Source organism: Brevundimonas sp., from assembly GCF_047617075.1.
Lineage (GTDB): Bacteria > Pseudomonadota > Alphaproteobacteria > Caulobacterales > Caulobacteraceae > Brevundimonas.
On the sequence record NZ_JBLGCI010000005.1, the window covers coordinates 1 to 11,771 of the forward strand.

Here is an 11,771-nt window from a genome sequence, read left to right on the forward strand (position 1 = left end):
GCAGGTCGGGCTCGCCGTGGTGGAAGAAGGCGGGATCGGTCTCCTCCGCCTCGTCGGGCAGGGCGATCCAGGCCTGCATGCCGTGCATGGGGCCGCCCTGGCTCTTCTTCAGCGGGTCGGTGCGCTCGGAATGGACGATGCCCTTGCCCGCAGTCATCCAGTTGACCTCGCCGGGACGGATGGCCTGGGTGTAGCCCAGGTTGTCCCGGTGCATGATCTCGCCCTCGAACAGATAGGTCAGGGTCGACAGGCCGATGTGCGGGTGCGGCCGCACATTGACGGAGTCAGCGCCGGGCGCGAACTCGGCCGGGCCCATCTGATCCAGAAAGACGAACGGGCCCACCATGCGCCGGGCGTGGAAAGGCAGGATGCGCCCCACCTCGAACCCGCCGAGATCCTTTTTCCGTGCGTCGATGACCATCTCGATCATGGCCGGGCCCCTTTCAGATTAGGCGGTCGAGACTAGACGTGCGGCGTGACCAGCGCCAGCGGCAGGGCGGTGACGTTCTTCACCCCGCGGGTGACGATGTGGCTCTCGCAGTCCGACACGATGCCCAGGCTGAGCAGCTTCTCGCGCAGGAACAGGTCGAAGGCGTGCATGTCGCAAGTGATGATGCGCAGCACATAGTCCTCGCGCCCGGTGATGGTGGCGCACTGGATCACCTCGGGCCAGTGGCCGACGGCTTCCTCGAACAGCTGGAGGTTCTCCTTCGACGGCAGGCTGAGCTTGACGATGGCGTAGACCTCGAAGTCCAGGCCCAGCAGGTCGGCGTCCAGCAGCGTGACACGCTTGCGGATCAGGCCGCTATCCTCCAGTCTCTTGATACGGCGCCAGCACGGCGAGGCCGAAAGGCCCACCCGTTCGGCCACCTCGGCCACCGGCAGACCCGCATCCTGTTGCAGGATGTCGAGGATGCGGGCGTCGATGGGATCCAGTTCTTCGGCCAAGCCGTTTCTCCAAATTGCGATTTGGCGCAATAATCTACCCCAATTCGTCCTTGCGCAAGGGCAAAATTGGGCGGGCGTGGAGCGCAGCCTCGTGCTATGCGTTCGCTGAGGAAACCCGCCCGCCAACGGCCGCAGACGCTGAGACGGACCATGAGCAAGACGCCCCCGGCCAAGCGGCCGAACGCACGACCGCTGTCGCTGAGGATCCCCGAGCCTTCGGGCCGGCCCGGCGACACGCCGGATTTCAGCCACCTGAAGCTGGACGAACCCGGCGCGGTGGATCGCCCGGAGACCAATACGCCGCCGCTGGACATGCGCGATCACGCCTTCCGCCTGGTGCGCGTGCTGAACGACGACGGCGAGGCCGTGGGGCCGTGGGATCCGAAGCTGGACCCGGAGACCCTGCGCAACGGTCTGAAGGCGATGATCCTGACGCGAGCCTTCGATGACCGGATGCACCGGGCCCACCGCCAGGGCAAGACCAGCTTCTACATGAAATGCACCGGCGAGGAGGCCATCGCGGTGGCCCAGGGCATGGTGCTGCCGCGCGAGGACATGGGCTTTCCCACCTATCGCCAGCAGGGCCTGTTGATCGCGCGGGGCTATCCGCTGGTCGACATGATGAACCAGATCTATTCGAATGCCTCGGACCCCATCAAGGGCCGTCAGCTGCCGATCATGTACTCCAGCCGCGCCTACGGCTTCTTCACCATCTCGGGCAATCTGGGCACCCAGTATCCGCAGGCGGTGGGCTGGGCCATGGCCAGCGCGTACAAGGGCGACGACCGGCTGGCCATCGCCTGGATCGGCGACGGGGCCACGGCGGAAGGCGACTTCCACAACGCCCTGACCTTTGCGTCCGTTTACCGGGCGCCGGTGATCCTGAACATCGTCAACAATCAGTGGGCCATCTCGTCCTTCCAGGGCATCGCCGGTGGGCTTGAGACCACCTTCGCCTCCAAGGCCGTGGGTTACGGCCTGCCCGCCCTGCGGGTGGACGGCAACGACTTCCTGGCGGTGTGGGCGGCGACCCAGTGGGCCGAGGAGCGGGCGCGGGCCAATCTGGGCGCCACGGTGATCGAGCTGTTCACCTATCGCGGCGCCCCGCACTCCACCTCCGACGACCCCAGCCGCTATCGCCCCGGCGACGAGCACGAGAAATGGCCGCTGGGCGACCCGGTGATGCGGCTGAAGCAGCACCTGATCAAGCTGGGCGAATGGTCCGACGACCAGCAGGCCGAGGCCGAGAAGGACGCGGTCGAAAAGGTCCGCGCGGCGGGCCGCGAGGCCGAGGCCATCGGCACCCTGGGTCAGTCGCGCCCCAGCGTGAAGACCATGTTCGAGGAGGTCTACGCCACCGAGGACTGGCGCCTGACCGAACAGCGGCGCGAGGTCGGCGTATGAGCCTGTCCCCGTCATTCCGCTCATCCCCGCGAAAGCGGGGACCCAGCGCTTTGGGTGTTGCAGCGGGCCAGATCGATCATCTTTCGGCAGTCCTGAAACACCGGCGTCAAGCTGGACAGAACTGGGTCCCGGCTTTCGCCGGGATGAGCGGTGAATTCTAATGAGCAACACAACCTTCACCGAATCCGACCGCACCGACGGCGTGGAGCCGGACATGGTCGATCAGGACGCGGCGCCGAAGTCGGTCGCGCCCAAAGGCGATGTCGTGCCCATGAACATGATCCAGGCGCTGAACTCGGCCCTGGATGTGAAGATGGCCGAGGACGGCAATGTGCTGAGCTTCGGCGAGGACACGGGCTATTTCGGCGGCGTGTTCCGGGTGACCGACAAGCTGCAGTCCAAGCACGGCATGACCCGCAGTTTCGACGCGCCCATCAGCGAATGCGGCATCGTGGCGGCGGCCATCGGCATGGGCGCATACGGCCTGCGCCCGGTGGTGGAGATCCAGTTCGCCGACTACATCTATCCGGCCTACGACCAGATCGTTTCCGAGGCGGCCAAGCTGCGCTACCGCTCGGCGGGCATGTTCACCGCCCCCATCGTGGTGCGTTCGCCCTATGGCGGCGGCATCTTCGGCGGCCAGACCCACAGCCAAAGCCCGGAAAGCCTGTTCACCCACATCGCGGGCCTGAAGGTGGTGATCCCGTCCAGCCCCTATGACGCCAAGGGCCTGCTGATCGCCGCCATCGAGGACGACGATCCGGTGATCTTCCTGGAGCCCAAGCGGCTGTACAACGGGCCGTTCGACGGCTGGCACGAGAAGCCGGTGTCGCCGTGGAAAGCGCAGGACCTGGCCCAGGTCCCCACCGGCAAATATGTGGAGCCCATAGGCAAGGCGCGGGTGATGAAGGAAGGATCCGACGTCACCATCCTGGCCTACGGCACCATGGTCTGGGTGGCGCTGGCGGGCGCTGAACATGCGGGCGTGGACGCCGAGGTCATCGACCTGCGCACCCTGGTGCCGCTGGACATCGAAACCATCGAGGCCAGCGTGAAGAAGACCGGCCGCTGCGTCATCGTGCACGAGGCGCCGCGAACGAGTGGTTTCGGCGGCGAACTGTCGGCGCTGGTGCAGGAGCGGTGCTTCTATCATCTGGAGGCGCCCATCGCGCGTGTGACCGGATGGGACACGCCCTATCCCCACGCCTTCGAGTGGGAGTATTTCCCCGGCCCGCAGCGCGTGGCCGACGCCCTGAAAGCCGTCATGAGCGGGGGTCGATAAGATGGGACGTTATGTCTTCAAGCTGCCCGACGTGGGCGAAGGCACCGCCGAGGCCGAACTGGTGGCCTGGCATGTGAAGGTGGGCGACACGGTCGAGGAAGACCAGGTCATCGCCGACGTCATGACCGATAAGGCCACGGTGGAGCTGACCAGCCCGGTGGCGGGCAAGGTCACCGCCGCCCACGGCGAACCCGGCCAGCAGCTGGCCGTGGGCTCGCCGCTGGTGGAGTTCGAGGTGGAGGGGGCGGGGAACGCCTCGGCCGAACCTGAGGCCGCCAACCCCTCCACCGCTTCGCGGTCCCCCTCCCCACAAGGTGGGGAGGAGACGGTCTCTCCCCCCACCGGGGGGAGCACGCAGCCGCAGGCTGCGGAGGGGGGCAAGTCCGCGCCCGCTCCGACCGGCCGCGTGTTCAAGCTGCCGGACGTGGGCGAAGGCACCGCCGAGGCGGAGCTGGTCAGCTGGCATGTGAAGGTCGGGGATGCGGTCGAGGAAGACCAGATCCTGGCCGAAGTCATGACCGACAAGGCTACCGTCGAGATCACCAGCCCCGTCGCCGGGACCGTCGCGATCCTGCACGGCGAGCCGGGCCAGGCGCTCGCCGTCGGCGGGCCGCTGGTGAGTTTCGCGGGCGAGGGCGGGTCGGCCGTGGCCCCTGCGGCCAAAGAGTCGGCGCCTGCACCTTCCGCCGCTGCGAAGCCGGCCGCCGCCTCCACCCCCAACCCAACCCTTCCCCCATCCAGGGGGAAGGGCTCGGAAACGCGCCAGCCCCAGACCCCCGGCGTGCGCCCGCTGGCCTCGCCGGCGGTGCGTCAGCGCGCCCGCGACATGGGCGTGGAGCTGCAGTTCGTGCCCGGCTCCGGCCCCGGCGGCCGCATCGAGCACTCCGATCTGGACGCTTTCCTGTCGGGCGGATCGGCCCCGGCGGCGCCTTCCGGCGGTACGCTCTATGCGGCGGCGGAGGGAACCACCGAGACCCGCATCATCGGCCTGCGCCGCAAGATCGCGGAGAAGATGGCCGACAGCGTCCGGCGCATTCCGCATATTACGTATGTGGAGGAGATCGACGTCACGGCGCTGGAGGCGCTGCGGGCGCACATGAATGCGACGAGGACGAAGGACCAGCCCAAGCTGAACGTCCTGCCCTTCATCGCCCGCGCCATCGTGGTGGCCCTGCGCGACCAGCCCACCATCAACAGCCACTATGACGATGAGGCGGGCGTCCTGACGCAACACAATGCCGTGCATCTGGGCATCGCCGCCCAGACGCCGAACGGCCTGATGGTGCCGGTGGTCCGCCACGCCGAGGCGCGCGACCCCTGGGATACGGCTGGCGAGATCGCCCGGGTGGCGGGGGCGGCCAAGGACGGCTCGGCCAAGCGGGACGAACTGAGCGGCTCGACCATCACCATCACCTCGCTAGGGACCCTGGGCGGGGTGGTGCACACCCCCATCATCAACCACCCCGAGGTGGCCATCGTCGGCCCCAACAAGATCGCCGAGCGCGTGGTGGTCATCGACGGTCAGATGGTGGTGCGCAAGATGATGAACCTGTCCTCCAGCTTCGACCACCGCATCGTCGACGGCCATGACGCGGCGGTCTTCGTGCAGAGGATCAAGGGCCTGCTTGAGCACCCGGCGACGCTGTGGATGGGGTAGGCTTTCTTTCTCCCCGCTCATCCCCGCGAACGCGGGGACCCAGTGCTTTGGATGATGGGCCGGGCGAGACATGATGACGGGCCGATGTCCTGAAGCGGCTGTGCCAAGCTGGACAGAACTGGTTCCCCGCGTTCGCGGGGATGAGCGGAAAAGAAGATGCAGAACATCAAAACCAAAGTCCTCATCATCGGCGCCGGGACAGGCGGTTACGTCGCGGGCATCCGTTGCGGGCAGCTGGGGCTCGACACCGTGCTGGTGGACGGCGGCGATGGTCTTGGCGGCACCTGCCTGAACGTGGGCTGTATTCCGTCCAAGGCGATCATCCATGCGGCGGGCAAGTTCGAGACGGTCGTGAAAGCCGCCGACGGCGGGACGCTGGGGATCACGGCGGCGAAGCCGGCCATCGATCTGAAGGCCACGGTCGAATGGAAGGACGGGATCGTCAAAAAGCTGAACGGCGGGGTCGCGGCCCTGCTGAAGAAGGCCAAGGTCAAGGTCATCAAGGGCTGGGCCACGTTCGGCGACGCCAAGACCTGCACCGTCGCCACCGATGACGGCGACATCCGCATCACCGCCGAGCATGTGATCCTGGCCACGGGCTCCGAGCCGGTGGAGCTGCCGTTCCTGCCGTTCGGGGGGGACGTGATCTCGTCCACCGGGGCGCTGTCCCTGTCGGAGGTGCCGAAGAAGCTGGTGGTGGTCGGCGGCGGCTATATCGGGCTGGAGCTGGGCATCGCCTATCGCAAGCTGGGCGCCGAGGTGACCGTCGTCGAAATGGCCGAGCGCATCCTGCCGCTCTACGACAAGGCCCTCACCGACCCGGTGATGAAGTGGATGGAGCGCCACGGCGTGACCCTGCATCTGGGCGCCCGCGCCGGGGGCTTCGAAAAGGGCAAGCTGTCGGTCACGACCAAGGACGGCAAGCCGATCCAGATCGCGGCGGACAAGGTGCTGGTGACCGTGGGCCGCAAGCCCCGCACCACGGGCTGGGGTCTGGAAAACATGGGCGTGGCCATGAACGGGCCGTTTGTGAAGGTGGATGAGCGCTGCGCCACCGCCATGAAGAACGTCTGGGCCGTGGGCGACCTGACCGGCGAGCCCATGCTGGCCCACAAGGGCTCGGCCCAGGGCGAGGTGGTCGCCGAGATCATCGCCGGGCATGACCGGGTGTTCGATCCGGTCACCATCGCGGCGGTGTGCTTCACCGAGCCGGAGATCGTCTCGGCGGGGCTGGGCCCCGACGACGTGAAGGGCCGGGACGACGTGATCCAGTCGGTGTTCCCCTTCTCCGCCATCGGCCGGGCGCTGGCGCTGGAGGCGGGGGACGACGGCGGTTTCGTGCGGGTGATCGCGTCGAAGGACGACCACCGCATTCTGGGCATCCAGGCCGTGGGCCAGCATGTGTCGGAGCTGTCCAACAGCTTCGCCCAGATGATGGAGATGGGCGCGGTGCTTGAGGACGTGGCCGGCGTCATCCACGTACACCCGACCCTGGGCGAGGCGTTCCACGAGGCCAGCCTGCGGGCGCTAGGCCACGCCATACATATTTAGGGCCCTATCGCTCGCCGCGCGGCGGCTCGCTGCTTGAGGGCATTTTAGGGCCCTATGCTCGCGCCGCGGGCGCTCGCGGCTTGAGGGCGCGGGCGCGATTCAGCGCCCGTGACGGAGGGGGCGGCGCCGGCGGGAACGGATTGGCGATTCATTGGGGGAACACCGAGTCTCCCCATCCACCACGCGGGCTGAGTCGCCCGCGCGGTCCCCCTCCCCGCAGGCGGGGAGGAGAAGATTGGCGCGAGGCGCTCTCGCGCCCGCGCTCAAGCAGCGAGCCGCCGCGCGGCGAGCGATAGCGCCCTTTGATGAAAACCCGGCCTTAAGCATTAACGGGCATGGTGCCGCTGAAATCCGCGCCAGAAGGGCGTGAAAAGGGCTGGCTTCCATGTTTCAGATCATCGGCATCATCGTGCTGTTCGCCATGGTGTTCGGCGGATACACCATCGCGGGCGGGAAGATGGGGGTCATCCTGCACTCCCTGCCCTATGAGATGATGATGATCGGCGGCGCGGCCGTGGCCGCCCTGCTGATCTCCAACTCCGTCACCACCCTGAAAGGGGTTCTGGGGGGCCTGGGGAAGGTGTTCGCCGGGCCCAAGTGGAAGAAGGGCGACTACCGTGACCTTCTGAGCCTGCTGTTCCAGCTGACAAAGACCATGAAATCCAAGGGCGTCATCGCCCTCGAAAGCCATATCGAAAAGCCCGGCGAGTCCGCGATCTTCCAGAAATACCCGAAGATCCTGAAGGACCACTTCGCCACCGACTTCATCTGCGACACCCTGCGCATGATGACCATGAACCTCGAGGACCCGCACCAGGTCGAGGACGCCATGGAAAAGCAGCTGGAGAAGCACCACCACGAGGCCCTGGCTCCGGCCCACGCGCTGCAGAACACCGCCGACGCCCTGCCGGCGCTGGGCATCGTCGCGGCGGTGCTGGGGGTCATCAAGACCATGGCCGCCATCACCGAGCCGCCCGAGGTTCTGGGCGGCATGATCGGCGGGGCGCTGGTGGGGACGTTCCTGGGCGTGTTCCTGGCCTATGGCCTGGTGGGGCCGCTGGCCACGCGCCTGAAGGAAATCATCGACGGGGACGCGGCCTACTACAAGATCATCCAGTCGGTGCTGGTGGCGCACCTGCACGGCAACGCGGCGCAGATCTCGGTGGAGATCGGCCGGGGCGACGTGCCGTCCACGGCCCAGCCCTCGTTCGCCGAGCTGGAAGAGGCGCTGTCAGACGTGGGCGCGGCGGGCTGATCGGCGAAAGCTTGGCCGCAATCACGAACCCGTGAGAATTTCCCTTGACGGGTGGCCTCACGATCGCGTTATCTGGCGATGCGGGAATCATGACCCCGCACCACCCTTCTGAAGGATATCCGATATGACCATCCGTCAACTGCTCGTCGCCGCCGCCGGCGTCGCCGCCCTGTCCGTCGCCGCCTGCCAGCCGGCCGCCGAAGAAACCACCACCGAAGAAGCCGCTGTCGAAGCCGACGCCGCTGCTGACACGGCTGCTGACGCCGCCGCCACCGCCGAAGGCGCCGCTGAAGACGCCGCCATGGCCGCCGGCGAAGCCGCCGAAGCCGCTGGCGAAGCGACTGAAGAAGCCGCTGAAGAAATGGCTCCGGCCGCCGAGTAATCCTTCGCTCGCAAGAGCAAAGCGATTGGAAAGGGGTCGTCCGAAAGGACGGCCCCTTTTTCCATGTCCGGGCTTGATCGCTGGGCCATGGCGGTGCTCTAGCCGAGCATGGTTGAAACGCCCGACAATCCGCTGGACTGGTCCGTGCCGGGCGCGCCCCGGTCGCGGCGGTTCGGCGACGTCTATTACGCGCTGGAGGACGGGCTGGCCGAAAGCCGGGCCGTGTTCCTGGCGGGCTGCGGCCTGCCGGACGCCTGGGCCGGGCGGGCGCATTTCACCGTCGCCGAGCTGGGCTTCGGCACGGGCCTGAACATCGCCGCCCTGCTGCACCTGTGGCGCGAAAGCGGGGCGAGCGGGCGGCTGCATATCTTTTCCATCGAAGGCTTTCCGGTGACCCGCGAGGACGCGGCGCGCGCCCTGTCGGCGTGGCCCGAGATCGCCGATGCGGCCCGGGCGATGCTGGACCGCTGGCCGCCGGCGACGCCCGGATTTCACCGCGTCGACCTGCCCGAGTGGAACGCCACCTTCGATCTGGCGGTGGGCGACGCCGCCTGGGCGCTGGACCAGTGGAGCGGGGCGGCGGACGCCTGGTTCCTGGACGGGTTCTCGCCCGCGCTGAACCCGGACATGTGGTCCGGCGCGGTGCTGGACGGCGTCGCGGCCCGGTCGGCGCCGGGAGCCCGCCTGGGCACCTTCACCGTGGCCGGAGCCGTGCGCCGGGGCCTGGCCGAGCGCGGCTTTCAGGTGGACAAGCGGCCCGGCCACGGACGCAAGCGCGAGCGGCTGGAGGCGATCCTGCCGGGCGCGGCGACGGACAGGGCGACGGACGCGGTCCGGGGGCGCGTGGCGATCATCGGCGCCGGGATCGCGGGCGCCAGTCTGGCCCGGGCCCTGGGCGCACAGGGCGTCGAGGTGGTGGTGATCGCGGACGGGGGCCCGGCGGCGTCGGGCTTTCCGGCCGCCCTCGTCACGCCTCGGATGGATGTGGGCGACACGGTGCTGGCCGGCTTGTTCGCCCAGGCGCTGGAGCGCGCCGGGCGGCTTTATGGGGGCGTTGACACCGCAGTGATTTCACGCGGGGTGCTGAAGCTGGAGCATGGGCCGCGCGACGCCGCCCGGTTCGACAAGGTGGCGGCCCAGGCCTTGTGGGCGCCGGGTGAAATGAAGCGGCTGGATTCGGCCGAGGCCTCGGCGCGCGTGGGCGAGCCCCTCGGGCAGGGCGGTCTTCTGATGGCCGGGGCCATGAGCGTTCGGCCCTCGGCGATCCTCGAGGCCTGGCTGGACGGGGTACGGCGTATCGGCGGCTCGGTCGCGCGGCTTGAGCGGCGAGGCGGAGTCTGGCGCGTGCTGGATTCAGAGGCGAACGTCCTGGTCGAAGCCGAGGCGGTGGTGCTGGCCGCAGGGTGGGGGGCGTCGGGCCTGGGGGCTCCGGACCTGCGGCCGGTCCGGGGGCAGGCCAGTTGGGCGAGGCTGGACAATGGCCCGGCCTCGGGCGCGACCTGGGGCGGTTACGTGGCCCCGACCGGTGACGGCGTTCTGTTCGGCGCCACCCATGACCGGGATGAAACCGACACCGGCGTGCGTGGCGATGACCTTCGGCGCAATCTGGAGACCCTGGGAGCGGTTCTGCCCGCCCTCGCGGAACGTATCGCCTCGCTTCAGGTGCGCTCCGGCGCAGCGACCCGCGCCGTGACGCCGGACCGGCTGCCTTTGGCGGGGCGGCTGGACGAGGGGCTATTCATTCTCGGTGGGCTGGGGTCACGCGGCTTCGCGGTCGCCCCATTGCTGGCGGATCACGTGGCGAGCCTGATCACCGGAACGCCGTCACCGCTGCCAAGGGCGTCGGCGCTGCGCGTGGGTCTCGATCGGGCTGCGATCCGGAGGCGCTCGCCGGATCAGCCCTGAGCGGGACGGAGACCTTCGGCGGCGGCCTGCTGGGTCGGGGCGGCGGCGCCGGCGCGGCGCGCCGCGATCAGGGCGTCGATGCGGCGGCGTTCGGCCTGGAAGGCGGCCAGTTCGGCGCCGGCCAGCTCGGAGCCTGAAGGGATCTGGGCCCCGCGCGGATTGACGCGCGCGCCGTTGCGCCAGACTTCATAGTGCAGGTGAGGGCCGGTGGAGGCGCCGGTGGAGCCCACATAGGCGACCACGTCGCCCTGGCTCACCCGTTGGCCGGGACGCAGACCGCGGGCGAAGCGCGACAGGTGGGCGTAGCCGGTTTCCCAGCCGTTGCCGTGCCGGATCCGCACCCAGTTGCCGTAACCGCCCCAGCGGCGCGCCTCGACGACCACGCCGTCGGACGCGGCGAACACCGGCGTGCCGGTGGGCGCGGCGAAATCCATGCCCTGGTGCATGCGGCGATAGCCCGAGATGGGATGGCGCCGGACGCCGTAGTTGGAGCTGATGCGGGCGCCGTCCACCGGCGTCCGCAGCAGGAAGCCGCGAATATTCTTGCCGTCAGCGTCGAAATAGCGGGCTTCGGTCGAGCCCTCCGGCTTGAAGCGGTAGAACACCTGGCCCTTGATCTCGGCGTAGATCAGCTCACCCGTGTCGACGGTGCGGCCGCTCTCGGTCACCGTGCGGTCGAACACCAGGGTGAAGCCGTCGCCCGCCTGGATGTCGCGCGAGAAATCGATCTTGTGGGAGAACAGACGCACGGCCTGGGCCACGATGCGCGAGTTGGCGCCCAGACGGCCCGCCGAGGCGGACAGGGAGCCGTGAATTTCGCCGGTGGCGACGGTGGTCTCGTTGGAAACCTGTTCCTCAAGCTCACGCAGGCGTAGCGCGCCGTCGAAGCTGCGCGAAACGGTCAGCTGGGTGGCGGGGCCGGTGCGGACGGTCAGGCCGATCAGGCGGGCGTCGCCGCGTCCGGCGCGGGGGCGCGAGATGGCGGTCTCGAAGCGCTGACCCGCGCGAATGTTCACTACGTCGTAGGCGTTGCCCAGGGTGCGGACGATGGCCCGGGCCTCGTCGGCGCCGATGCCTGTGCGCAGGAAGGCCTGCTCCAGAGTCTCGCCGCGCTGGATCTGCACCTGCACGGTTTCGGGCTGGTTCATGCCCTCGGGGGCGCCGGCGGAGGAAAAGGCCGCGAATTCGAGGGCGGCGATCTGTTCAGCGGACAGCGGGGGAACTTCAGCCGCCGTCACCGGTTGATAGAGCTTGCCGGCCAGCATCGCCACAGCCACGGCTGCGGCGGCCGTGAACATGTGCGGCGTGAAGCGCTTGGGCTGGCGGCGTGGATCGAACTGAGCCATCGGTCCCCGTCAATCGGCAGCGCCGTCAGGTGGCGCCTGGT

Annotated in this window: 10 protein-coding genes; 7 read left to right on the top strand and 3 right to left on the bottom strand. The window is 68.6% G+C overall.

The genetic code is table 11. The annotated features are described in order from the left end of the window. Both ACI8U3_RS06480 and ACI8U3_RS06485 read right to left on the bottom strand, forming a co-directional pair. A partial coding sequence (locus ACI8U3_RS06480; protein WP_415014055.1) for a pirin family protein occupies positions 1 to 430 on the bottom strand: 430 nt, incomplete at its 3' end. Positions 431 to 462: 32 nt separating this feature from the next. Beyond that, the gene (locus ACI8U3_RS06485; RefSeq protein WP_196838340.1) at positions 463 to 948 is read right to left on the bottom strand and encodes an Lrp/AsnC family transcriptional regulator; all 486 of its coding nucleotides are present in this window, start codon (positions 946 to 948) and stop codon (positions 463 to 465) included. A 150-nt stretch (positions 949 to 1,098) separates the two neighbouring features. On the opposite strand from ACI8U3_RS06485, the gene ACI8U3_RS06490 reads away from it, so the two are divergent. From ACI8U3_RS06490 to mnmD, 7 genes are all read left to right on the top strand, one after another. After that, the gene (locus ACI8U3_RS06490) at positions 1,099 to 2,352 is read left to right on the top strand and encodes a thiamine pyrophosphate-dependent enzyme (protein WP_415014056.1); all 1,254 of its coding nucleotides are present in this window, start codon (positions 1,099 to 1,101) and stop codon (positions 2,350 to 2,352) included. 214 nt (positions 2,353 to 2,566) lie between these two features. Next, a complete protein-coding gene (locus ACI8U3_RS06495; protein ID WP_415014309.1) occupies positions 2,567 to 3,634 on the top strand; it encodes an alpha-ketoacid dehydrogenase subunit beta in 1,068 nt (355 codons plus the stop codon). 1 nt (position 3,635) lies between these two features. Continuing rightward, positions 3,636 to 5,291 carry a 2-oxo acid dehydrogenase subunit E2 gene (locus ACI8U3_RS06500; protein WP_415014057.1) on the top strand — a complete coding sequence of 552 codons (1,656 nt, stop codon included), beginning with the start codon at positions 3,636 to 3,638 and terminating at the stop codon, positions 5,289 to 5,291. A gap of 156 nt (positions 5,292 to 5,447) precedes the next feature. Further along, on the top strand, positions 5,448 to 6,842 hold the full coding sequence (gene lpdA / locus ACI8U3_RS06505; RefSeq protein ID WP_415014058.1) for a dihydrolipoyl dehydrogenase: 1,395 nt from the start codon (positions 5,448 to 5,450) through the stop codon (positions 6,840 to 6,842). A 385-nt stretch (positions 6,843 to 7,227) separates the two neighbouring features. After that, entirely contained in the window at positions 7,228 to 8,097 is an 870-nt protein-coding gene (gene motA / locus ACI8U3_RS06510) for a flagellar motor stator protein MotA (protein WP_415014059.1), read from the top strand. Positions 8,098 to 8,221: 124 nt separating this feature from the next. Then, entirely contained in the window at positions 8,222 to 8,479 is a 258-nt protein-coding gene (locus ACI8U3_RS06515; RefSeq protein ID WP_415014060.1) for a hypothetical protein, read from the top strand. A gap of 108 nt (positions 8,480 to 8,587) precedes the next feature. Continuing rightward, the gene (mnmD, locus tag ACI8U3_RS06520) at positions 8,588 to 10,384 is read left to right on the top strand and encodes a tRNA (5-methylaminomethyl-2-thiouridine)(34)-methyltransferase MnmD (RefSeq protein ID WP_415014061.1); all 1,797 of its coding nucleotides are present in this window, start codon (positions 8,588 to 8,590) and stop codon (positions 10,382 to 10,384) included. Here mnmD and ACI8U3_RS06525 read toward each other — a convergent pair. Next, entirely contained in the window at positions 10,375 to 11,730 is a 1,356-nt protein-coding gene (locus tag ACI8U3_RS06525; protein WP_415014062.1) for a peptidoglycan DD-metalloendopeptidase family protein, read from the bottom strand. The genes mnmD and ACI8U3_RS06525 overlap by 10 nt on opposite strands. Positions 11,731 to 11,771 lie beyond the last annotated feature (41 nt).

Excerpts from the sequence above, each read along its gene's own strand:
- ACI8U3_RS06515 (WP_415014060.1), top strand. The coding sequence starts at position 8,222 with ATGACCATCCGTCAACTGCTCGTCGCCGCCGCCGGCGTCGCCGCCCTG.
- ACI8U3_RS06495 (WP_415014309.1), top strand. The coding sequence starts at position 2,567 with ATGGTCGATCAGGACGCGGCGCCGAAGTCGGTCGCGCCCAAAGGCGAT.
- motA (WP_415014059.1), top strand. The coding sequence starts at position 7,228 with ATGTTTCAGATCATCGGCATCATCGTGCTGTTCGCCATGGTGTTCGGC.
- ACI8U3_RS06500 (WP_415014057.1), top strand. The coding sequence starts at position 3,636 with ATGGGACGTTATGTCTTCAAGCTGCCCGACGTGGGCGAAGGCACCGCC.
- ACI8U3_RS06525 (WP_415014062.1), bottom strand. The coding sequence starts at position 11,730 with ATGGCTCAGTTCGATCCACGCCGCCAGCCCAAGCGCTTCACGCCGCAC.
- lpdA (WP_415014058.1), top strand. The coding sequence starts at position 5,448 with ATGCAGAACATCAAAACCAAAGTCCTCATCATCGGCGCCGGGACAGGC.
- mnmD (WP_415014061.1), top strand. The coding sequence starts at position 8,588 with ATGGTTGAAACGCCCGACAATCCGCTGGACTGGTCCGTGCCGGGCGCG.
- ACI8U3_RS06490 (WP_415014056.1), top strand. The coding sequence starts at position 1,099 with ATGAGCAAGACGCCCCCGGCCAAGCGGCCGAACGCACGACCGCTGTCG.